18 protein-coding genes and 1 pseudogene are annotated in these 21,778 nt (G+C 72.7%); 11 read left to right on the plus strand and 8 right to left on the minus strand.

The window, feature by feature from the left end; genetic code table 11:
• Positions 1 to 47: 47 nt before the first annotated feature.
• The 4 genes from IEZ08_RS21075 (at position 48) to IEZ08_RS21090 (ending at position 2,855) form a co-directional block, all read left to right on the plus strand.
• A complete protein-coding gene (locus tag IEZ08_RS21075; protein WP_068921473.1) occupies positions 48 to 692 on the plus strand; it encodes an HAD family hydrolase in 645 nt (214 codons plus the stop codon).
• Positions 693 to 828: 136 nt separating this feature from the next.
• Positions 829 to 1,335 (plus strand): DUF6912 family protein, encoded by a 507-nt coding sequence (locus IEZ08_RS21080; protein WP_068928399.1) that lies wholly within the window; start codon positions 829 to 831, stop codon positions 1,333 to 1,335.
• Between the two features lie 85 nt (positions 1,336 to 1,420).
• A complete protein-coding gene (locus IEZ08_RS21085; RefSeq protein WP_068921474.1) occupies positions 1,421 to 2,056 on the plus strand; it encodes an HAD family hydrolase in 636 nt (211 codons plus the stop codon).
• 82 nt (positions 2,057 to 2,138) lie between these two features.
• Positions 2,139 to 2,855: an HAD family hydrolase gene (locus tag IEZ08_RS21090; RefSeq protein WP_189242786.1), complete on the plus strand. Its 717-nt coding sequence runs from the start codon at positions 2,139 to 2,141 to the stop codon at positions 2,853 to 2,855.
• 51 nt (positions 2,856 to 2,906) lie between these two features.
• On the opposite strand, the gene IEZ08_RS21095 is transcribed toward IEZ08_RS21090, so the two are convergent.
• Entirely contained in the window at positions 2,907 to 4,469 is a 1,563-nt protein-coding gene (locus tag IEZ08_RS21095) for a penicillin-binding transpeptidase domain-containing protein (RefSeq protein WP_068921475.1), read from the minus strand.
• A 106-nt stretch (positions 4,470 to 4,575) separates the two neighbouring features.
• Between IEZ08_RS21095 and IEZ08_RS21100 the strand changes: the two genes are divergently transcribed.
• The 4 genes from IEZ08_RS21100 (at position 4,576) to IEZ08_RS21115 (ending at position 10,147) form a co-directional block, all read left to right on the plus strand.
• Positions 4,576 to 5,607, plus strand: a complete 1,032-nt coding sequence (locus tag IEZ08_RS21100) for a LysR family transcriptional regulator (protein WP_189242756.1) — start codon at positions 4,576 to 4,578, stop codon at positions 5,605 to 5,607.
• Entirely contained in the window at positions 5,604 to 6,482 is an 879-nt protein-coding gene (locus IEZ08_RS21105) for a serine hydrolase (RefSeq protein ID WP_189242757.1), read from the plus strand. The genes IEZ08_RS21100 and IEZ08_RS21105 overlap by 4 nt, the downstream gene beginning before the upstream one ends.
• Before the next feature lie 101 nt (positions 6,483 to 6,583).
• The gene (locus IEZ08_RS21110) at positions 6,584 to 8,617 is read left to right on the plus strand and encodes an acetoacetate--CoA ligase (RefSeq protein ID WP_068921478.1); all 2,034 of its coding nucleotides are present in this window, start codon (positions 6,584 to 6,586) and stop codon (positions 8,615 to 8,617) included.
• Positions 8,618 to 8,683: 66 nt separating this feature from the next.
• On the plus strand, positions 8,684 to 10,147 hold the full coding sequence (locus IEZ08_RS21115; protein ID WP_068921479.1) for an AAA family ATPase: 1,464 nt from the start codon (positions 8,684 to 8,686) through the stop codon (positions 10,145 to 10,147).
• A 70-nt stretch (positions 10,148 to 10,217) separates the two neighbouring features.
• Here IEZ08_RS21115 and IEZ08_RS21120 read toward each other — a convergent pair whose 3' ends face one another.
• On the minus strand, positions 10,218 to 10,574 hold the full coding sequence (locus IEZ08_RS21120; RefSeq protein WP_084779591.1) for a winged helix-turn-helix transcriptional regulator: 357 nt from the start codon (positions 10,572 to 10,574) through the stop codon (positions 10,218 to 10,220).
• A gap of 86 nt (positions 10,575 to 10,660) precedes the next feature.
• Between IEZ08_RS21120 and IEZ08_RS21125 the strand changes: the two genes are divergently transcribed.
• On the plus strand, positions 10,661 to 11,650 hold the full coding sequence (locus tag IEZ08_RS21125) for an NAD(P)H-binding protein (protein ID WP_189242758.1): 990 nt from the start codon (positions 10,661 to 10,663) through the stop codon (positions 11,648 to 11,650).
• 28 nt (positions 11,651 to 11,678) lie between these two features.
• Here the strand turns inward: IEZ08_RS21125 and IEZ08_RS21130 are convergent, their stop codons facing one another.
• A complete protein-coding gene (locus IEZ08_RS21130) occupies positions 11,679 to 12,326 on the minus strand; it encodes a GNAT family N-acetyltransferase (RefSeq protein ID WP_068921481.1) in 648 nt (215 codons plus the stop codon).
• A gap of 139 nt (positions 12,327 to 12,465) precedes the next feature.
• Between IEZ08_RS21130 and IEZ08_RS21135 the strand changes: the two genes are divergently transcribed.
• Positions 12,466 to 13,137, plus strand: coding sequence for a hypothetical protein (locus IEZ08_RS21135; protein WP_068921482.1), 672 nt, complete (start codon positions 12,466 to 12,468; stop codon positions 13,135 to 13,137).
• Between the two features lie 75 nt (positions 13,138 to 13,212).
• Here IEZ08_RS21135 and IEZ08_RS21140 read toward each other — a convergent pair whose 3' ends face one another.
• From IEZ08_RS21140 to IEZ08_RS40300, 5 genes are all read right to left on the minus strand, one after another.
• A complete protein-coding gene (locus IEZ08_RS21140; protein ID WP_141703607.1) occupies positions 13,213 to 13,851 on the minus strand; it encodes a response regulator in 639 nt (212 codons plus the stop codon).
• Entirely contained in the window at positions 13,829 to 16,087 is a 2,259-nt protein-coding gene (locus IEZ08_RS21145) for a sensor histidine kinase (protein WP_189242759.1), read from the minus strand. The genes IEZ08_RS21140 and IEZ08_RS21145 overlap by 23 nt, the downstream gene beginning before the upstream one ends.
• 125 nt (positions 16,088 to 16,212) lie before the next feature.
• Entirely contained in the window at positions 16,213 to 17,751 is a 1,539-nt protein-coding gene (locus IEZ08_RS21150; protein ID WP_068921484.1) for an FAD-binding oxidoreductase, read from the minus strand.
• A gap of 115 nt (positions 17,752 to 17,866) precedes the next feature.
• On the minus strand, positions 17,867 to 19,129 hold the full coding sequence (locus IEZ08_RS21155) for an FAD-dependent oxidoreductase (RefSeq protein WP_068921485.1): 1,263 nt from the start codon (positions 19,127 to 19,129) through the stop codon (positions 17,867 to 17,869).
• A gap of 102 nt (positions 19,130 to 19,231) precedes the next feature.
• A complete protein-coding gene (locus tag IEZ08_RS40300) occupies positions 19,232 to 20,518 on the minus strand; it encodes a carboxylate--amine ligase (protein WP_141703611.1) in 1,287 nt (428 codons plus the stop codon).
• A 923-nt stretch (positions 20,519 to 21,441) separates the two neighbouring features.
• Between IEZ08_RS40300 and IEZ08_RS39695 the strand changes: the two are divergent.
• A pseudogene (locus IEZ08_RS39695) lies at positions 21,442 to 21,594 on the plus strand (hypothetical protein); the annotation flags it as partial.
• Between the last annotated feature and the right edge of the window lie 184 nt (positions 21,595 to 21,778).

Below are 21,778 nucleotides of genomic sequence, written 5' to 3' on the forward strand. Positions count from 1 at the left end.
CCACCGGCTACGCCTACTCTGTAACCGGTTCTATGCGAGGAGGCGGAATGCTCAAGGGTGTGCTGATCGACTGGGGCGGCGTGCTCACCACCGGCCTGCACGAGGCGATCGACGCGTGGATCACCGAGGAGCGCATCGACGCGGCCCACTACCGCGACGTGATGCGTGAGCTGGTCATGCACGCCTACGACACCGCCGCGGGCGCGGAGAACACGATCCACGCGCTGGAGCGGGGCGAGATCTCCGCCCTGGACTTCGAGCGGGACCTGGCCGCGCGGCTGCTCACGCTGGACGGCGTGCAGCCGGCCGCCGAAGGGCTGCTGACCAGGATGTTCGCCGGGTTCCAGCCGGTCCAGCCGATGTACGACATGCTGAGCGCCGTCCGCGCCGCGGGTTTCAAGACCTGCCTGCTCTCCAACTCCTGGGCCAACGACTACCCCCGCGACTCCTGGGACGGGATCTTCGACGAGATCGTCATCTCCGGCGAGGTCGGCATGCGCAAGCCCGAGCCCCGGATCTTCGAGCACGCTCTCGGGCTGGTCGGGCTCTCCGGAGCCGAGTGCGTGTTCATCGACGACATCGAGGCCAACATCACGGCCGCCCGCGCGCTGGGCATCGTCGGCCTGCACCACCGGGACGCCGAGACCACCATCGCCGAGATGGAGTCCCTGTTCGGGATCCCGCTGCGCTGAGAGCTGTCCGCCGGGCTGAGGGGGCACGCCGCCGCGGTACCGTACCTCGCGGGGAGGGCGCCCGTACTGGCACACTCGTTTGATGCTCGGCGCCGGTCCGGTGCCGTCTTCCGAAAAGACACAGATCGAGGCACTGATGCGCGTCTACCTGCCGTGCACCCTCCCGGCGCTGGCCCGCGTGGCCACCGCCAGGGAGTTCGGCCCGGCCCCGCTGACCGGCTACGCGGTGACCCCCGCGCTGACCGAGTGGTACGCCTCGGGGGACACCGAGGAACTGGAGTACGTCGCCCTGACGGAGGCGGCCAGGGCGTCGCTGCGCATGCTGGCCGCCGACCGGGCCGACGGGGTGAAGGTGGCGGCGCGGCGGGTGGTGGTCGCCGCCGACGTCCCGGACGAGGACGTGACCGCTGGGGTCGATCTCCGGGAGCGGGCACGGGTGCGGCTGGCGCGGGCCGTCCCGATGGGGAAGCTCGCCGCGGTGCACGTGGACGACCCGTCGGCGGTCGAGGACGTCGAGGCCGCCATCGCCGCGCTGCCCGCGGCCGACAAGGGTGACGAGGACGCCCGGTTCGCCGTGGACGGTGCCGAGGCCCACGAACTCATGTGGTACGCCACCCAGGAGATCCCCGACCTGATCGACTGAGAAGCCGTCCACCTGCGCTCATTCACGCCCGCGCGGGTTTATCGGCATGCGTCAGGTTGGGCGGGATGGCTACGATGAGTGCGATATGAGGCACATCATCTGGGACTGGAACGGCACGCTCTTCCACGACATCGACGCCGTGGTGGCGGCGACGAACGCGGTCTTCGCGCCGTACGGCATGGGCGGCTACGACGTCGACGGCTTCCGGGAGGTCTACACCCGGCCGATCTGGACGGCCTACGAGCGCATGCTCGGCCGCCCGCTCGAAGAGGGCGAGTGGGAGCGGATGGACCACGCCTTCCATGAGCACTACCACCGGTTGATGCTCGAATGCGGCCTCGCCGCCGACGCGCTGTCCACGCTGCGGAGCTGGGAGCGGGAGGGCGGCAGCCAGTCGCTGCTGTCGATGTGGCGGCACGAGATGCTGGTCGCCAAGATCGCCGAGTACGGCATCGACCGGCACTTCACCCGTGTCGACGGGCTGCTGGACACGTTCTCGGGCGGGCACAAGGCCGAGTCCATGGTGAACCACCTCGCCAGGCTGGGGGTGGACCCGGAGAACGTGCTCGTGATCGGCGACAGCGTGGACGACGCCCACGCCGCCCAGCACGTCGGGGCCCGGGCGGTGCTCTACACCGGCGGCATGACCAGCCGCAGGGACCTGGAGGCGTGCGGGGTTCCGGTCGTGGACAGCCTCGCGGACGCCATCGACTACGCATAACCGGACGATTTCGGCATCTGTGGCAGCCAGGGCACGGCGGTGGCCGTACCCTGGCATCCCCACCCAGTCTCCGGAGGCCACGATCAACCGCCTCGTTCTCTGGAACGTCGACCTCACCCTCGTCGACGTGGCCATCGTCACCCGCGACGCGTACGCCGACGCCTTCCGGCGGGTCACCGGGCGGCCCCTGATGAAACTGACCCAGCACAACGGGCGCCCGGACTCCGAGATCATTTTCGAGACGCTGGCGATCAACGGGATCGTCGCCGAGGACGAGCACCTCCCGGCGTTCCTCGACGCCCTGGCCGAGGCCTTCGCGGCCCGCCGAGGGCGGCTGGCCGCCGAGGGACGGGCGATGCCCGGGGCGAAGGACGCGCTGAAGGCCGTCGCCAGGCTCGGCGGCACCGTCCAGTCGGTGCTCACCGGCACGATCAAGAGCAACGCCGTGCACAAGCTGACCGCCTTCGGCCTCCACAAGCACGTGGACTTCGAGGTCGGCGGTTACGGCGAGGAGGTCTACCCCAAGGCCACCCTGCTCCAGGTGGCGCAGGGCCGGGCGGGGCGTAAGCACGGCGCGGTCTTCGACCGCGGCAACACCGTGCTGATCGGCGACTCCGTCCGGGACGTCCAGGCCGCCAGGATCGCCGGGGCCGCGATGATCGCCGTCGCCACCGGGCGCTCCCTGCCGGCCGAGCTCCACGAGGCGGGCGCCGACGTGGTCCTGCCCGGCCTGGCCAACCCCTCGGAGGTCGTCGCGGCCGTGGCCCGCCTCACCTCACCCGCCCGCCAGGCCGGATAGAGGGATCCCCGGGCCGATGGCGCACCGGCCGCGGAGTCCCCGGGCCGATGTTCACCGGCCGCTCAGCCCGGACAGGAACCGGGCCGCGATCGGCGCCGCGGTCCCGGAACCGGAGCCGCCGCCCTCGACGATCACCGCGAAGGCCAGGTCCCCCCGGTAGCCGATGAACCAGGCGTGCGAGGGCGGCTCCTCGCCGGAGCCGTACTCCGCGGTCCCGGTCTTGCCCGCCGTACCGGGCGGGAAGGAGACCGCGCTCGCCGTGCCCTCCACGACCACGGCGGGCATCAGCGTGCGTAGCGCCCGCACCACCGCGGGCTCCAGTTTCCTCGGCCGGCCCGGCGGGAGCAGGTCCGGGTCCACCAGCCGGGGCGGGCGCCAGGAGCCGTCGGCGATGGCCGCCGCCACGGTGGCCATGTTGAGCGGGCTGGTCAGCACGCGGCCCTGGCCGATCGAGGCGGCGGCGAGATCGGTGTCGTCCTTCGGGGCGGGGAACCGCGCCCGTACGGCCGGCACCCCGGGCTCCACCGGCGCCTCGAACCCGAAGCCCCCGGCGACCTCCCCCAGCCGCCGCCCGCCGAGCCGGTCCACGGCCAGCCGCCCGAACGTGGTGTTGCACGAGTGCGCGAACGCCTCCCGCAGCGAGGGCGTGCCGTAGTCCTCGAACCCGGCGTTGTGGAACGGGAAGCCGCCGATGTTCTGCTCGGCGGGGCAGGACACCCGCTCCCCGGCGGTCATTCCGTCGGCGACCAGGGCCGAGGCGGTGACCACCTTGAACGTCGAGCCCGGCGGGTAGTGGCCGAGCAGCGCCCGGTTGAACCCGCCCGGCTTGTTGACCGCCGCCAGGATCTCGCCGGTCGAGGGGCGGAGCGCGACCAGCGAGGCGGGCCTGTCCACCTCCCGCAGGGCGTCCGCCGCGGCCCGGTGGACCCGCAGGTCGACGGTGGTCCTCAGCTCCCTGCCCGGTTCCGCCTCGGAGGCGGCGAGGGTCGCGAGCGTGGTGTCCCCCCTCACCAGCTCGATCCGGCCGGAGGAGGTGCCGGTGAGGTGATCGCGGTAGGTCTTCTTCAGTTCCTCGACGAGTTGTTGCACCGAGCCGGGGGCGGAGGCGGTGTCGATGCGGGTGCCGTCGGCGGCGAGGACGGGCGCCGGCTCGGCCTCGGCCGTCACGGCCCTGACGCGCGTCCCCTCACGGAGGCGGGGATGGACGGCGGCGGGGGACCACCGCACCCGCCAGGTCCGCTCGTGTTCGACCAGGGTCAGCGATCCGTCGTAGGACCAGTCCACGGGTCCTTCCAGCCGGGCGCGGAACCGTACCGCGGTGCCGGTCGAGGTGTCTTCCCCGGTACCGGCCGCGGTGCCGCCCGTCCCGGTGACCTCGAAGCGGGTCCCGGAGAGCTTCAGGTCGCTCCGGAAGCGCCGGTACCAGCGCTCGAAGTCGTCCGGGGGACCGACGGCGAGCGCCCGCATCGCCGGGTAGTCCTGCCGTGACCAGGCGGCCAGGAAGTCGCGTGCGGTCTCCTCGGGAGTGCCCTCGGTGCGCAGCGACCACGCGATCCCGCCGATCGCCACGGCCGGAACCAGCACCGCCGCCGCGGCCAGCGCCTTCAGTCTCATAGCGTCCCCCTTGTCCTCGCCGATCGAGGAGACCAGAGGGGAACGTGCAATGTCCAATATCCATATAGATCTCTAATCTATATGGAAAGTGATATGATCGCTGGTCATGGACCTGGTGAAGCATCTGCGCTACTTCACCGTCGTCGCGGAGGAACTGCACTTCGGCAACGCGGCGGTCCGCCTCGGCATGGCGCAGCCGCCGCTCAGCCAGGGCATCCGGCGGCTGGAGGAGGAACTGGGCGTGCGGCTGTTCGACCGCTCCAGCCGCCGGGTCCGGCTGACCGAGGCGGGGCGGGCGGTCCTGGCCGAGGCGGGGGAGATCCTCGCCCGGGTCGACCGGCTCCGCGCCCTCGCCGGGCGGGAGGAGGGGGCGGTCCTGCGGGCCGGGATCCCGCCGGACCTGGGCTCGACGGTGATCGCGGCACTGATCGCCGGGTTCGAGGCGGCGTGCCGGGAGGCGGTCGCGACCGGTCCCGGGGAGCCGGGTCGCGGGAAAGCGGTCGGTGAGGGGACGGGATCCACGGAGGCGGGTCGCGGGAGAGCGGGCCGGGAGGGGACGGGGCGAGGGGTGCGGCTCGTGCCCACCGAGATGTGGAGCGCCGACCAGGCCGCCGCCCTCACCGCCGGCACCCTGGACGTGGGCGTGCTCCGCCACCCGATCGCCGCCCCGGGCCTGAGCTTCGGGCCGGTGCTCGTCCAGTACCCGGGCGTCGTGCTCGCCGAGTCCGACCCGCTCGCGCGCCTGTCCTCGGTCCACCTGGCCGATCTGGCCGGGCGGCGGCTCGTCCTGTACCCCGGGGAGCCGGGGCTGCACGAGGAGACGCTCGGGGAGTGCCGCCGCCACGGGTTCGTCCCGCAGGAGGTGCACCAGGCGCAGACCCTCGGCCTGGTCATGGCGGGGACGGCCGTCGCCTTCGGCCCGCGGGTGACGCTGCCGGGCCTGTGCTGGAGGCCGCTGGTGGGCAGTCCGCTGGCCTGGCGGATCTCCGTCGCCTGGCGGGGCGAGGCGGGACCGGCGGCCGAGGCGTTCGGGGCGGTGGCCGTACGGGTGCTGAAGGAGAATGCGGGGATGACGGACGACGGCGCGGCGCCGGTGCGGCGGGTGCGGTCCCGGCCCGCCTCGGGGTTCCTGGCATGACGGGCGGCGCGGGCGTGGAGGAGTTCGACGGGCTGTTCCGCGCGGCGGGTGTGACCGGTTTCCTGTACGCCGTGGACGTGGACACCGGTGCCGAGGTGGCCTACGGCGCGGACGAGCCCGTGGTCCTGGCGTCGGTATTCAAGATCGCCTTGCTGGTGGAGTTCTTCCGGCAGGCGGACCGGGGGGCGCTGGACCCGGCCGAGCGGGTCACCGTTATGGCGGGCCGCCACACTCCCGGGCCCACCGGGGTGTCGGCGATGACCGACGACGTGACGATGTCCCTGCGCGACCTGGCCTACCTGATGATCGCGGTGAGCGACAACACCGCGGCCGACACCTTGATCGGCCGGGTCGGCCTGGGGGCGGTCAACACCATGCTGGACGGGTTCGGACTGGCCCGGACGCGGGTGGAGCACGACTGCGCGACGCTGTTCACCAGCGTCGTGGAGGACTCCGGCCAGGAGGACATGCCGACCGATCCGGCGGTGGTCTCCCGGCTGCGCGTGCTCGACCCGGCCCGTACCAACCGCAGCACGCCGCGCGAGACGGCCCGGCTGCTCGCCATGATCTGGCGGGACGAGGCGGCCTCGCCCGAGTCCTGCGCGTGGATGCGCCGCCTGCTGGGCCTGCAGGTCTGGCCGCACCGGCTGGCCTCGGGCTTCCCCTACGACGACGTCGCGGTCAGCGGCAAGACCGGCACGCTGCCCACCCTCCGCAACGAGGCCGGCGTCGTGGAGTACCCCGACGGCGGGTGCTACGCCGTCGCCGTCTTCACCCGCTCGTACGGCACCGCCCAGAACCAGCCGCGCGCCGACGCGGTGATCGGCACCGCGGCCCGGGCCGCCGTGGAACGCCTGCGGTCCCGGCCCGGGTGACCGGCCCGCGGGACGGCTACGTGGCCGGTCCACATATCGTCCGCCGCCGTATGTGGGTACCCGGGGATGACATCCCGGCGGGACGCGGAGAGGATGGGGTCATGGTTGAGGAAGGTACGCGGCTCTGGGAACCCACGCCGGAGATCGTGCGGGACGCCAAGGTCACCCGCTACATGGAGTGGCTCGGGCGGCCGGTTGACTATCAGGCTCTGTGGCAGTGGTCGGTAGACGCTCCGGCCGAGTTCTGGACATCGGTCTGGGACTATTTCGAGGTCGCCGGAGCGCGTGGTGACGGGCCCGTCATATCTGGGACGATGCCGGGCGTCGAATGGTTCACCGGATCGACGCTGAACTACGCGGAGAACGCGCTGCGCCGCGCCGCGTCGGAGCCCGGCCGGATCGCGGTGATCTTCCGCGACGAGTCGGGGGCGCGGCGTACGCTCACGCTCGGCGAGCTGGCCGGGGAGGTCGCCCGGGTCCGCGCAGGTCTGGCCCGGCTGGGGGTCGGCCGGGGCGACCGGGTCGCGGCCTACGCGCCGAACGTGCCCGAGACCCTGGTCGCCTTCCTCGCCACCGCGTCCCTGGGCGCGATCTGGTCCTCCTGCTCGCCGGACTTCGGCGCCCCCAGCGTGATCGACCGCTTCACCCAGATCGAGCCCAAGGTGCTCATCACGGTGGACGGCTACGACTACAACGGCAGACACTTCGACCGGGCCGAGGTGGCCGGCGACATCGCCGCCCGGCTCCCGTCCCTCGTCGCCCGGGTGCGCATGCCCGCCGGAGGCGCCGCGGAGAGCCCCGAGAGCCCCGAGAGCCCCGAGAGCCCGGAGAGCCCGGTGGGCACGGCGGGTACGGCGGGCGCGTCGGCCGCCGCACCCGCGGGCCGGGCGCCGGGCGTCCCGGGCGCCGGCTGCCCCGTCGTGAGCTGGGCGGAGCTGCGTTCGTCCGAGGAGCCCCTGGCCTTCGAGCCGGTCCCGTTCGGCCACCCGCTGTGGATCGTCTACTCCTCCGGCACCACCGGCCTGCCCAAGCCGATCGTGCACGGCCACGGCGGCGTGGTCCTGGAACACCTCAAGGCGCTCTCCTTCCACCAGGACCTCGGCCCCGAGGACGTCTTCTTCTGGTACACCACGACCGGCTGGATGATGTGGAACTACCTCATCGGCGGCCTGCTGGTCGGCGCGGCCGTGGTGCTCTACGACGGTTCGGCGACCCATCCCGGGACCGACGCCCTGTGGCGGCTGGCCGCCGAGGAGGGCGTCACCTACTTCGGCACCGGCGCGCCGTACATCATCGCCTCCATGAAGGCGGGCGTGAAGCCCACCGGGCTGGAGAGGCTGCGCGGTCTGGGCTCGACCGGCTCGCCGCTCCCGCCGGAGGGCTTCGCCTGGGTGCACGAGACGCTGCCGGAGGCGCAGCTCGGCTCGTTCTCCGGCGGCACCGACGTGTGCACCGGCTTCGTCGGCGCGGTCCCGCTGCTGCCGGTGGACGCCGGGGTCATCCCGTGCCGCTGCCTGGGCGCGAAGGTCGAGTCGTTCGACCCGTCGGGCGAGCCCGTGGTCGGCGAGGTGGGCGAGCTGGTGCTGACCCAGCCGATGCCGTCCATGCCGGTGATGTTCTGGAACGACCCCGACGGCTCCCGCTACCGGGAGAGCTACTTCGCCGACTACCCCGGCGTCTGGCGGCACGGCGACTGGATCAAGATCCTCCCCGGCGGCGGCTGCGTGATCTACGGCCGGTCCGACTCCACGCTGAACCGCGGCGGCGTGCGCATGGGCACCAGCGAGTTCTACCGGGTGGTCGAGCGCTTCGAGGAGATCGCCGACAGCCTGGTGATCGACACCGGCCAGCTCGGCCAGGAGGGTCGCCTGCTGCTCTACGTCACCATGGCCGAGGGCGCGGAGCTCACCGACGACCTGGTCATGCGCCTGCGCGCGACGCTGCGGGAGGAACTGTCCCCCCGGCACGTCCCCAACGAGATCACCGAGGTCCCCGGCATCCCGCGCACCCTGAGCGGCAAGAAGCTGGAGGTCCCGGTCCGCAAGATCCTCCTCGGGACACCGCCGGAGAAGGCCGCCAACCTCGACGCCATGGCCAACCCCGAGGTGCTGTCCCACTTCACACCCGAATCCTGAGACCGTCCGCAAATCACTGAAGTTCCAGTCCAGTGGACTGTACTTCAGTGATTTGCGGGGTCGCCCATGGTCGTGAAACCCGACTACGTCTTCGACCGTGACTGGGAGTGGGAGGCGTTGTCCTCCTTCGCCGAGGGGACGCAGGCCGAGGTGGCGTTCGGGGTGGTCAGCGGCCGTCGCAGGCAGGGCAAGACGTTCCTGCTCAAGGCGCTGGCCGAGGCGACGGGCGGGTTCTACTTCGAGGCGACCGAGGGGACGAGCGTCGAGTCGCTCCGCCTGTTCGGCATGGCTCTGGCCCGACACCAAGGCTCGCCGGTGGGCTATCCCTTCGCGGACTGGCGGGACGCGCTGGAGTTCTTCTTCTCGCTCCCGAAGGACCGGCCGCTCCCGCTGATCATCGACGAGTTCCCGTACCTGATGAAGGCCGAACCGGCCCTGCCGTCGATCCTCAAGCAGGAGATCGACCTGCGCGGGCGGACCCACCGGGGAAGCAGCCTCGCGCGGGTCCTGATCTGCGGGTCCGCGCTCTCCGTGATGGGGAGGATCCTGTCCGGCCAGGCACCCCTCCGTGGACGGGCCCGCCTGGAACTGCTGGTCCAGCCGCTGGGGTTCCGTGAGGCAGCGCGGTTCTGGGGAATCTCCGATCCCCGGCTGGCCGCGCTGGTGCACGCCGTGGTAGGCGGGACACCCGCCTACCGGGACGAGTTCACAGCCGGTGACCTCCCGGCTTCCCTGGAGGACTTCGACGGCTGGGTGGTCCGTACGGTTCTCAACCGTCGCACCCCCATTTTCCGTGAGGGGCGCTACCTCCTGGCCGAGGAGAGCGACATCCGGGACCCCGCGCTCTATCACTCGGTTCTGGCCGCGGTCGCCGAGGGGAACAGCACCTGGGGCGGGATCGCTGGCCATATCGGTTACAAATCCTCTGACATCGCCCATCCGATCAACGTTCTGGAGGACTGCGGGCTTCTGGTCAAGGAGAAAGACGCCTTCAAGTCCGCCTCGCAGTACCGGATCACCGAACCCCTGATCTCCTTCTATCAGGCGATCATGCGTCCTGAGTGGACCGATCTCGGCATCGGCCATGCCCAGGAGGTATGGGATCGGTCCCGGCAGCGTTTCCTGTCCAGGATCATGGGCCCGCACTTCGAGACCCTGTGCCGGGAGTTCGCACTACGCCACGCGCGCGAGGTGTTCACGGGGGGCGTGGGCGAGGTCGCGGCGGGTACGGTCGTGGATCCCTCCACTCGCAAGCAGATCCAGGTGGGCGTCGCCGTCCTCGGTCCCGCTTACCCGAACGAGGCGCGTGCGGTCAGGTCGCTCGGTGAGGCGAAGTGGGACAAGGTCATGGGGATCAGGCATCTCCAGCGCCTGCGGCGTGCCCGAGACCTGCTCGCCGCGAAAGGGTATGACACCTCCCGCACGGTTCTGGCCTGCTACAGCGGCGCCGGTTTCGACGCCGACCTCATGGCCGCCGCACGGGAGGACGACCTGGTCCTCCTGGTGGATCTGCCCACGCTGTACGGCTGACGCCGGAAACCGCGATCTTCTCACTTCTGTGACCCGGGTCGCAGAGGCTCGGCGGGCCCCGATGGCGTGGTCAGCTGCCGACGGCTGACTCGCGGGCGGCCATGACCTCGTTCACGTGCTCCTCGGCCCAGTCGGTGATGGCCCGGATGGGGGCCTGGAGCGACTGGCCGAGCGGGGTCAGCTCGTACTCCACGCGGGGCGGGACCTCGGCGAAGACGTGCCGGGTCAGCAGGCCGTCGGCGGCCATGGCGCGCAGGGTCTGGGTGAGGACCTTGGGGGTGACGCCGCCGATCGTGTCACGCAATTCGGTGAAGCGCCGGGGGCCGTTGCGCAGGCTCAGCACGACCAGCACCGACCACTTGTCGCCGATGCGGTCGAGGACCAGGCGGGTGGGGCACTCGGGGTTGAACGCGTCTCCGTCCATCATGGTTTCCCAAGGGTAGCAAGGGCACGTTGAAGTAACCAGTATCTGATGGATACTGTCGGCCGCGACGACTTCTCAGGAGGTGTTTCATGAGGATTCTGCTGATCGGGGCCGGGGGCATGATCGGGAGCCGGATCGCGGCCGAGGCGCGGGAGCGGGGGCACGAGGTCACCGGGGCGACCCGCAGCGGCGCCGGAGGGACGCGGGTCGTGGACGCGGCCGACGCCCCGGCCGTGGCCGCGCTCGCCGCGGGACACGACGCCGTGGTCCTGGCGATCGCGCCGCCGCGCGACGGCTCGGAGCCGTCCGGCCCGCTGCTGGCGGCCGGGCGCGGCGTGCTGGAAGGGGTGCGCGAGGCGGGGGTACGGCGACTGGTGATCGTCGGCGGAGCCGGCAGCCTGGAGGCGGCGCCGGGCGTCCGGCTCGTCGACACCCCCGGGTTCCCCGATCTCTACAGGGCCGAGGCCCTGTCCCAGGCCGCGCTGCTGGACTTCGTCCGTGAGCAGGCCGGTGACCTGGGCTGGACCTACATCTCGCCGCCGGCCGAGATCACGCCGGGCGAGCGCACGGGGAACTACCGCCTGGGCGGCGACCGGCTGCTCACCGACGCCGACGGCGGGAGCTCGATCAGCGCCGAGGACTACGCCGTCGCCCTGGTCGACGAACTGGAGACGGGCCGCTCCGCCGGCCGCCGCATCACCGTCGCCCGGGCCGACCTCGCCTCGAACAAGGCGCTGGTGGAGGAGTTCTGCCGGGCCTTCTACAACGACAAGGACTTCGACCGCGCCCGGACGCTGCTGACCGACGACTTCGCCAACCACCACCCGGGCGCCGGTACGGGGCCGGAGGCCACGGTCAAGAGTTTCCGGGAACAGGTCGCCGACCGCTTCCCTGATTTCCGGCTGGAGCTCCGCAAGCTGGTGGCCGAGGAGGACCACGTCTGGTCCTACAGCCTGATCACCGCGGGCCCCGAGGTGCCGAGCGCGGTCTCGGTGGACGTCTGGCGGATCGACCGCGGCCGGATCGCCGAGCACTGGGACGTCGGTCAGCGGGTCACCGATGACACCGTCCTGTTGTGACGCAGGGCCCGCGGCCGGGTGCGCGCGTTCACGTTCCTTCCGCGCGGTCGGCGCCGAACAGGGGTAGGCACGGACCGAGGCCGTGGATCCCGAATCCGGGCGGCGTGGTCCAGTCGTCCCGGAGCAGCCGGAAACGCCGGGTCTCGGCGCGCTCGCCCCGGCGGACGTGGACGTCGACGCCGTCGTCGCGGTAGCCCAGCTTGCGGGAGATCGCCAGGGACGCGTGGTTGTCGGTGAAGGCCCCCGAGGTCGCGCTCTGGGCGCCGAGGCCGTCGAAGGCGAAGTGGAGGACGGCGGCGCGCATCTCGGTCCCGATGCCCCGGCCGTGGAAGCGCTTGCCGAGCCAGGAACCGGTGGCGACCTCCCGGGTGATCGCGAAGTCGGCCGCCGAGACCTCCTGGACCCCGGCGATCTGCCCGTCGAAGACCACGGCGAAGGGGCAGGTCCACTTCTGCGGGGTCCAGGCCGCCCACTGGCGGAAGTGGAACTGGTACGCGCTGCGCGCCCGTGAAGCGGGCTCCGCGTCGGTCCAGGGGAACAGGAACGGCATGGCCTGCGGATCGTGTATCCCCTCGACGGCCAGGTCCGCGAGATCGTCCAGGTCGTCGAGCGAGGGAAGGCGAAGTTCGAGGCGGGGCGTGGTCACCCGCAACCGGAAGACGGGGAAGTTCCGCATGCCCGTCGATCCTGCCGACGGAACCGGGGGCGGGTCCACCGGTTTTCTCCCTGCGGCGCCCTCGTGCGGGACATTCCTCCCGGGCGGGCGGGACAGTGGCCCGGGAAGACCGGGATGGCTGGGAGATTTACTGCCGTCCATGATTAAAAGTCCGGATTCATTCCGTCGCCGGGTCGCCGGGATCGCCCTGCTCGCCTGGCCCGCCTTCGAGTTCCTCGCCTTCTTCGCCGCCCCGCCGGGGGCCGAGCACGATCCCGCGATCTTCCGGGAGAACGCGAACGCCGTGCAGGTGAGCGCCCTGCTCTACATCTGGGCGACGCTCAGCCTCATCCCGGCCGTCCTGGGCATGGCGCACCTGCTGAAGTACCGGGCGCCCCGGACCGGCGTCATCGGCGCCGCGCTCGGGCTGATCGGCGCCGGGCACGGGCTGACCCTGTTCACCACCGACTTCTACGACCTGGCCCTGGCCCAGTCCCTGAGCGACGCCCAGGCGGAAGAGGTGATCACGCGCGCCGGTGAGCTCTGGGGGTTCGTGTTCGGCATGCTGCTGCCCGGCTTCCTGCTCCACATCGGGCTCTTCACCCTCCTGATCGGGCTCGCCGCGACCCGCCTGGCCCCGTGGTGGGTGCCCGCCGCGGCGGCTGTGGGCACGGTCATCCCCTTCGTGACCATGGATCAGCCGCCCGCCGTGCAGTCCACCGGCGCGCTGCTGCACCTGGCCGCCTACGGCTGGATCGCGCTGCGCGTGCTGCGCATGCCGCAGGGGGAGTGGGAGGGGCAGCTCACGGACCGGGCTCCGTCGCCTGTGTGAACCTGTCGCCTGTGTGAACCTGTCGCCTGTGTGAACCTGTCGCCTGTGTGAACCTGTCGCCTGTGTGAGCCGCGCTCAGAGCCCGGCCTCCCTCGCCCGCATGATCGCCTGGGCCCGGTCCGCGACCTGGAGTTTGGCGAAGATCGCCGAAACGTGGTTGCGCACGGTCTTCTGGCTCAGCCCGAGCCGGGCCGCGATCTGCGGGTTGGTGAGATGGCCGGCGACCAGGCCGAGGATCTCCCGCTCCCGCCGGGTCAGCTCGGGCAGCGACGGCTGCGCGGGCCCGCCCCGCTCACGCTCGGCGAAGTAGTCCGCCATCCGCGCGGCGATCGCCGGCCCGAAGATGGCCTCGCCGTCGGCGACGGCCTGCACCGAGCGCACCAGCTCCGCCTTGCGCGCGCCCTTGAGGACGTAGCCGCGCGCCCCGGCCCGCATGGCGGCGAACACCGAGTCGTCGTCGTCCGCCATGCTCAGCACGATCACCCGGACGTGCGGGTGGTCGCGGACCAGCCGCTCGGTCGCGGCGATCCCGCCCATGCCGGGCATCGTCAGGTCCATCAGGACCACGTCCGGCTGCGCCCGGCCGACGAGGGCCAGCGCCTGCTCGCCGCTGGCCGCCTCGTCGGCGACCTCGACGCCGTCGACCGCCGAGAGCAGAGCCCGCAGTCCGGCGCGGAACCCGGCGTGATCGTCAACCAGCAGAACCCTGATCACCGGTGCTCCCCTCCGCCCGCGTCGGCAGCACGACCCTGACCCGGGTCCCGCCTCCCGCGCGCTCCTCGACCGCGCACGATCCTCCCAGCTCGGTGGCGCGTTCGCGCATCGACGTCAGCCCGACGCCCTCCCGCGCGCCGACCGCGCCGGTCCCGCCGGTCCCGCCGGTCCCGGTTCCGGTCCCGCCGATCCCGGCCCAGCCGATCCCGGCACCGTCGTCGAGGATCTCCAGCACCAGCGCCGTCCCCGACACCTCGATCCGCAGCTCAGCCTCGTCCGTTCCCGCGTGCCTGCGGACGTTGGCCAGCGCCTCCGCCGCGATGCGGTAGGCCGCCGCCTCGGTGGCGGCGGGAAGCGGGGGCAGGGCGTCCGGGGCGCGGACGGCGACACGCAGACGGGGCGCCTGCCGGATCGCGTGGGCGCGCAGGGCGCCGAGCAGCCCGAGGGAGTCGAGCGCCGGGGGCCGCAGCCCGTCCACCAGCGTCCGGACGTCCGCCATCGCCGCCTCGGCGTCGTCGATGATGTCGGCCAGCAGCCGCCGTACCTTCTCATCTCCGGCCAGGTCGTGAGCGGTCTCGGCGCGCATGGTGAGCGCGGCCAGCGTGGGGCCCAGCCCGTCGTGCAGGTCGTGCCGGATGCGGCGGCGCTCCTCCTCGCGAGCCATCACCAGGCGCTCCCGGGAACGCCGTAGATCGGCGGAGAGCCGCGCGGCGTGCACGGCCACGGCGACCTGCCGGGCCAGGTCGGTCAGTACGGCCAGGTCGCGCGGGCCGAGCCTGCTCTCACCCGCCCGGGGAGCCAGGATGAGGTCGCCGACCCGCTCGCCGTCGTACACCAGCGGCAGCCGGAGCAGACCGTCGTCGGCGGCACCGCCGGCGGGACGCTCCGCGGTGTCCCCGCCCGCGGTGCCGTCCTTCCCCCGGGTGTCCTCCACCGCCGTGACCGCCTCCGGGCCGCAGGCGTGCCGCAGGCCCGTGGCCGTCTCCACCGCCGCGTACGGCAGGCGCAGGGCCTCGGCCACCGACCGCGCGACCGCGGACAGCGCCGCGCCCGGCTCCTCACTGGCCTCCAGCCGGCGGCCCAGCCGGGTCAGCGCCGCGTGGGGGTCGTCCCGCTCGCCGTACATCAGCAGGTTGATCCAGCCCTGCAGACGCTGCCGGAGCGGGGCGAAGGCCAGGGCCACCAGCCCGGCGGCCAGCACGGACGCGGGCAGGTCCGCCGAGGGGAGGAGCGCGCCGAGATAACCCACGACGAGGATGTAGCCGCCGGTCACGCAGACCGACAGCAGCGTGTAGACCAGCGTCCGGTTGATCACCAGGTCGATGTCGAACAACCGGTGACGCAGGATCGCGATGCAGATGCCGGCGGGGATGAGGATCCCGCCCAGCGTGCCGAGCAGCTCCCAGGGCGAGTGGACCGGCGGGTAGGGGCGTTCGGGGTCGCCGTCGGTCAGCCCCGCCACCAGCCTGCCGTTGGCGACGAGCAGGGCGAGCCCGACCGCGTAGGCCAGCCACTTGATCTGCTCGCGCTCCCGGCCGGTGCCGCGCCGCGCCCGCACCAGCAGGTTGAGTCCTCCCACCGCGAAGACCGCCACGTGGACGGCCAGCGCCACCGCCTCCGCGATCTCGGCCGGTCCGGCCATGGCCGCCACTCCGAGCGGGTTCGGCACCCCCGGGCCGGAGCTGACCTGCTCGTTCTCCCCGGGCCGCAGGGCGCTGACCACCATGGCCGGCCCGGTCACGGCGACCGCCGCCCGGACGAACGACCGCCAGCGGGGCGAGGGCAGCGCGCCGCCGGGGAAGAACAGCGGGACCAGGGTGAGGGCCAGGTTGGCCGGGATCCAGAGCCAGGTCTGGGGCCAGGCCATGGCCTCGGCGAGGGGCAGCGGAGCACCCGGCTCGGGACCGCCCGCCGAGACGCCCGGCGCGGGGACGCCCGACGCGGCGCCGTGCCCGGGGGCGTCCGCCGCCCGCCTCAGCACGCCGTAGATGGCGTACCGGCCGCACGCCTCGTAGAGCGCGAAGCAGAACGCGCTCAGGGCCAGCAGCCGGCCCACCGGGTGCTCCGGGCGGTGCACTCCGATCAGGCCGCCCGCCAGCGCGCACGCCGCCACCAGCAGCAGGTGGCTCTGCTCGATCGGGTGGTGGCCGTTGAGGACGGACAGGACCAGGGAGACCGCGATCAGGGTCAGCGTCAGGGCGCACGCCGCCCGCGCGATGCGCACCGCTGTGATCACTGTCCCTCCGGTTCCGGTCGCCACACGGTACCCGCCCCGCCGTCCCGGAACGCACGGGACGGTGTCCCGGGACAGGGACGGCGGGGCGGGGCGGGGGCCGGGCCCGGGGAGTACCGCGGACCGGCTCAGATGCCCTGGGGGAGGCGGAAGAGACGGCCGGGGTCGTAGGCCGCCTTGACGCGGGCCAGGCGCCCGGCGTTGGCGCCGTAGTAGGCGGCGCGCCAGCCCCTCAGCTCCGGGTCGATGTAGTTGACGTAGGCGTGGTCGCCGAAGTGGGGGCGCATCGCGGCGTGCGCGCGCCGGGCCCACACCGCGGCCCCGGCGCGGTCGGCGTAGTACTGCACGCTGTAGAGGGCGGCCCGGTGCGGGAAGGCGGTGGCGTCGGGCCGGACCCGGCCGACCGCGCCGCCGAGGGCGTCCAGGAGGACGGTGTGCTCGCCTGCCCTGGCCACCTGGGCGGCCAGCGCCTGCGCGCCGGCCTCGGAGACCGGCCGGTAGGCCATGTGCGACTTGGCCGTGAAACCGGCCCGGCCCAGCCTGCCGTCACGGGTCCGGCCGGGCAGGGAACCGCCCTGATGGCACTCGGAGACCGAGAGGGCGGCGCACCCCGCCATGATCATCATTGCCTCCCGATAGGACCTCTTCCGGACGGAGCTGGAGGAGACCGGGCCGATCCGGTCGGCCAGCCGGTCGAGCAACCGCTCGCATTCCGCCCTGCCGCCCAGGTAGACGCCGGCCAGCTGGACGTCCGTCCCGCCGCCGCTGCGGCTCAGGTGCAGGGTGGACCACATCTCGTCCGGGGCCGACGGCGTCCACGCCTGCCAGGCCCGCACCGCGCGGGCGGCCCGCCGCCACGGCCAGTGCAGGAAGAACACCGTGACCTCGCGGACGGGGTGGGTGCGGAAGCCGAAGGAGACCGCCACGCCGAGGTTCCCGCCGCCTCCGCCGCGGCAGGCCCAGAACAGGTCCGGGTGATGGTTCGCGTCGCAGGTCAGCAGGCGGCCGTCGGCGGTGACGATCTGGACCGACTCCATCACGTCGCAGGTGAGGCCGTACTTGCGGGCCACCACGCCGATCCCGCCGCCCAGCGCCAGCCCGCTCACCCCCACGGTGGGGCAGGTTCCCGCGGGGATGCTCGCGCCGTGCGCCGCCAGCCGGTCGTAGACGTCGACGAGCTTGGCCCCCGCCCCGACGGTCGCCCGCCCCGAGGCGTGGCTCACCTCCCGCATCGGGGAGACGTCGACGACCAGGCCGGGGCCGGTGGACCAGCCCGCGTAGGAGTGCCCGCCGGACCGTACGGCCAGCGGCACGCCCAGCCGGCGCGCGAAGCCCACGCACTCGGCGACGTCCGAGGGGTTCGCGCAGTAGGCCACGCCCGCGGGCCGTACCGCGTCGTGGGCCGGGTCGAACAGGCGGCGGGCGGCGTCGTAGGCGGCGTCGCCGGGCCGGATGAGCCGGCCCTGCAGCCCGCGGCGGAGAGCGTTCCAGTCCGACGGCCGGGGACCGGTCCGCGCCGACGGACCGGCCTGGGCGAGCGGCCCCGTCCCGGTGGGCGGCAGCCCGGCTCCCACGGACAGCCCGGCTCCCGCGGACAGCGCGGCCATGCCGCCGATCCGCAGAAGCGTCCGTCTGTCCAGTGTCCGTCCGGCAGGAACGGGCTCCATGTGCTCTCCCGAGAGGTGGCGTTCTCCTGCCCATGAGATGCTTCCCCGACCGGCCCGGTTGGTCACAGTCGCATCACGCCGCGATCCGGCCGGGGGTGTCACGCCGCCGTCCGGCTCAGCCGCCGACGTGCTCCCGTACCCTCGGCGTGTCGAGCGGGGTGACCTCCGGGAGCGGCGGGCGGTTCTTCAGCCGGGAGGTCAGGCCGGCGGTGGTCCGGCGGGCGGCGAATCCCGCACCGTGGACGAACCGCATGACCGGGCCGAACGTGCCCGCCGCGGCCAGGCCGACGGCGAACAGGCCGTCGACGGAGGTCTCGAAGTTCCTCGACAGCTTCGGGGAGGTCCCGCTACGGCGGATCGCCCGGGTGAGCCTCCCGTCGAGGATGCCGATCCGGGCGACGTCCACCGCGTAACCGGTGGCCGCGATGACGTGGTCGGTGTGGACCGTGGTGAGGTCGCCGTCCGCGCCCCGCAGCCTCAGGCTCACGCCGTCGCGGTGCGTCGCGCCCTCCAGCGTCTGACCCAGGAGCACCGGGACGCGCCCGTCGAAGCGCTCCCGCAGCCACCACGACCCGGCCGGGCCCAGGGTGGTGCGGACGATGTGGCGCCGGGCCGCCGCCGGCAGGTGCCGTACCGTGCCCGGCAGCTCGGACCAGACCCACGCGCGCCAGCCGGTGCCCAGGCCGGAGCGCGGCGCCAGGGCCCGCTCGATCGCCAGCCGGTCCGTCGCGGGCACGCCGTTCCAGGCCAGGGCGTCCCTGCGCGCCACCACCCGGGGCCGGGCCCCTCTCTCCAGCAGGAGCGTCGCGGTCTCCAGGGCGGCCTGTCCCGCGCCGACCACCGTGACGTCGAGCCCGGCGAAGCGCGACAGGTCGTAGTGGTCGGAACTGTGCGTCACCACCGCCGCCGGCAGCCCGGAGAGCGCGGCGGGCCGGTGGGCGAAGGGCAGGAACCCCAGGGCCAGGACGACCGTCCGGGCCATGACCGTCTGTCCCGTCGTCAGCTCGACGGCGAACATGCCCCGGTCGGAGCGGATCCTGGCCACGGAGGAGTCGTCGAGGGCGTCCCCGATCGCCTGGGTGTGGAACCACCTGCCGTAGTCGACGAACGTCTCCAGCGGGATGGGCGTGCCGTAGGCGCAGGGCAGGCCCCTCGGCTCGCAGTAGGTCTCCAGCCCGTAGTCGCCGCGGGGGTCGGCCAGGTTCGACGCCGCCGGCTCCGACTTCAGCAGCATCCCCCGCGGCATGTGCCGGTCCCATGCCTGCATGGGGCGCCCGTAGACGCGCGTGTCGAGCCCGGCCGCGATGGAATGGGCCGCCACGGACAGGCCGTACGGGCCCGCTCCGACGACGGCGACGTCGATGATCGGCGCACGCATGTTCTTCTCTCCTCGGGGTCGGTGGGATATGCCGCGAATATGCCGCGAAAAAAGGGAGCCGGAGCGCCGGTGGGCTCCGGGGTTCCGAAACATCGCCGAAGCCTAACGCGGCTGTGCCGGAGAGTTCTGATGGCGGCGTGCGAGGCGGGTAAAGCCTCGTTTCAATATCTGTCTCGTCATCGCCACAAAAGGTTTGAGATCGTCGTCGGCGAACCAGGCGAACTCGTCGGCGGCGCGTACGGAGCGCATCCAGCCGGCGCAGGTGATTTCTTTCGCGCGCCGGTCGTGAAAGGCGGGGAACGCGTCGTAGTTCTCCACCATGTATGTGCGCCCGTATGCGGGCCTGTCGGCGGGGACGGGCCGGCCGGTGAGGTCGAGGTGGAGGGCGCGGACGAAGTCGAGCCCGTTCCCGTCGGTGAACAGCCGGAACTGCGCCCCGAGGCGGGGATTGAAATCCAGCAGGTAATAGGTGTCCGTGGTGGTGTCGTGGCGGAAGTCGAGGTCGAGGACGCCCCGGTAGCCCAGGGCCGCGGCGACCCCGCGCGCCACCGTCTCGACGCGGGGGTTCGGCAGCCACCGGCCGAGCGTCGTCAGGCCGGCGCGGGGAGGGTAGGCCCGCTCCTTCCTGCCCGCACCTCCGATCAGGCATGACGAGTGCTCGTCGAAGTATCCCTGGAAGAACCAGTCGGAGCCGGGGGCGCCGGGCAGGAAGCGCTGGAACAGCAGCGCGCTGCCGTGGCCGGACGCCTGCTCCAGCAGCCGGGCGGCCTCCCCGGGCGTGTGGACCGGCGTCGTGCTGCGCAGTCCCGCGCCGGGGGGCAGCAGCCAGGGAGCGGCCCACTTGGCCATCAACGGCAGTCCCAGGCGGGCGACGGCCCGGGCCGCGTCGTCGCGGGTCCGGATCACGTGGGTCTCGGGATGGGCGACGCCCAGCGCCGCGCAGAGCTCGGCCAGGGCGGACTTGTCGGCCAGCCGGCGGGGGAGGGCCGGAGGCTGGCCGGGCAGCAGGAACCAGGGGCGGAGCTCGGCGGCGTGCTCCGCCACGAAGATCGCGCCCGCGTCGTCCATCGGGATGAGGAGCGCGCGGCGCCCGATGCGCGCCGCGATCGCCGCCAGCGCGGTCGTCAGCGCCCGCGCCGTTCCGGGAGCGCCCGGCGCGGCCGCCTCGCCCGGCAGCACGTGCATGCGGGCCAGGTGGCGGGAGCGGGCGGCGGGGGCGTGCGGCCCCTCCAGGACCGCGTGCACCTCCACCCCGGCGCGGCCCAGTGAGCGGATGACCGCCAGCGTGCCGTGGTGCAGCACGTTGTCGTCCAGCCGGAGTACCAGCGCCGGCGTGCCCGTGTCCAGCCGGAGCGCCGGAGGAATGTCGTACGGCGAGTGGTCCCTCACCGGATTTTTTACACTGTTGAACATACTCGCCGTACCCGTCGGATGGTTCGGAGTGGATATCGGCCGCTCATTATATGGGCCATTCATTTAATGGGATCGCTGCCGGGCCGGTGAGTCGTCCGGGTCGTTCACGTCATATGGGGCCCATCTCGGCGTCTTCGTCGGCGATGACATTTTCCGTCGCTATCCAGGAGATTATCCGGCGTGCCCGCCGCCTTCGGCGCGGGCGTATAGGTTGGGCGGAGGGTGTGTCCGCGGCCGCGGTCGCGGGGTCGGAAAACGGGTGCTTCGGGATGAGGAGAATGAAATACAGAAAGGCATGTTCCTATGGAGTTCTCGCCACCTTTGCTGTTTCGGCGGTGATATGGGGATTGCCCGCCCCGTCCGCCCCGTCCGCCCCGTCCGCCCCGTCCGCCCAGACCGCCCCGTCCGCCCAGACCGGCCGGGAGCGGCCCGGGGCGGCCGCGGCGGAGGCGCCCTTCGGGGTGTTCCTGGCCTCGGACGGGCGCGGTGTCGAGCGGCTGCCCCTGTTCGAGTCCTGGCTCGACGGCCGGACGGTGACCGTCGGCCGGACCTACCTGCCGGGTGAGAACTGGCGCGCCCTCGAAGGACCCGGCTTCATCCTGGATCCCTGGACGCGCTGGCGCGCGGCCAGGCCGGAGCGGATGCTGGCGCTCAACGTCCCCATGGTCGCGCCGAACGAGGGGGGTCTGCCCGACGACGCCGTGGCGGCCATCCTCGCGGCGGGTGCGAAGGGCGCGTTCGATCCCGTCTTCCGGACGCTGGCGACCCGGCTGGTGGACGGCGGAGCCGCCGACACGATCATCGTCCTGGGCTGGGAGATGAACGGGACGACCTACTCCAGCCGCTGCGCGCCCGACCCGCAGGCGTGGAAGGCCTACTGGCGGCGGATCGTCACGACGATGCGCGGGGTGGAGGGGCAGGACTTCCGGTTCGACTTCACCGCGAGCCGCGGCCCGGACGCCATCCCCTGGCCGGAGTGCTACCCCGGCGACGACGTGGTCGACATCATCGGCCTGGACAGCTACGACCAGCCGCCCGGGAACACCTTCTCCGACTACGTCTCCCAGCCGTACGGCATGCGGCACCACGCGGCCTTCGCCGGGGCGCGCGGCAAGCCGATCTCGTTCCCGGAGTGGGGGCTGTTCCGCAGGGGGGACCGTCCCGAGTACGTGCGGAGCATGCTGGCGTGGATCTCCGATCACGACGTCGCGTACCACTCGATCGCCGACTACTGCC

This window comes from Planobispora rosea (assembly GCF_014648175.1).
In the GTDB taxonomy this organism is placed as follows: Bacteria; Actinomycetota; Actinomycetes; order Streptosporangiales; family Streptosporangiaceae; genus Planobispora; species Planobispora rosea.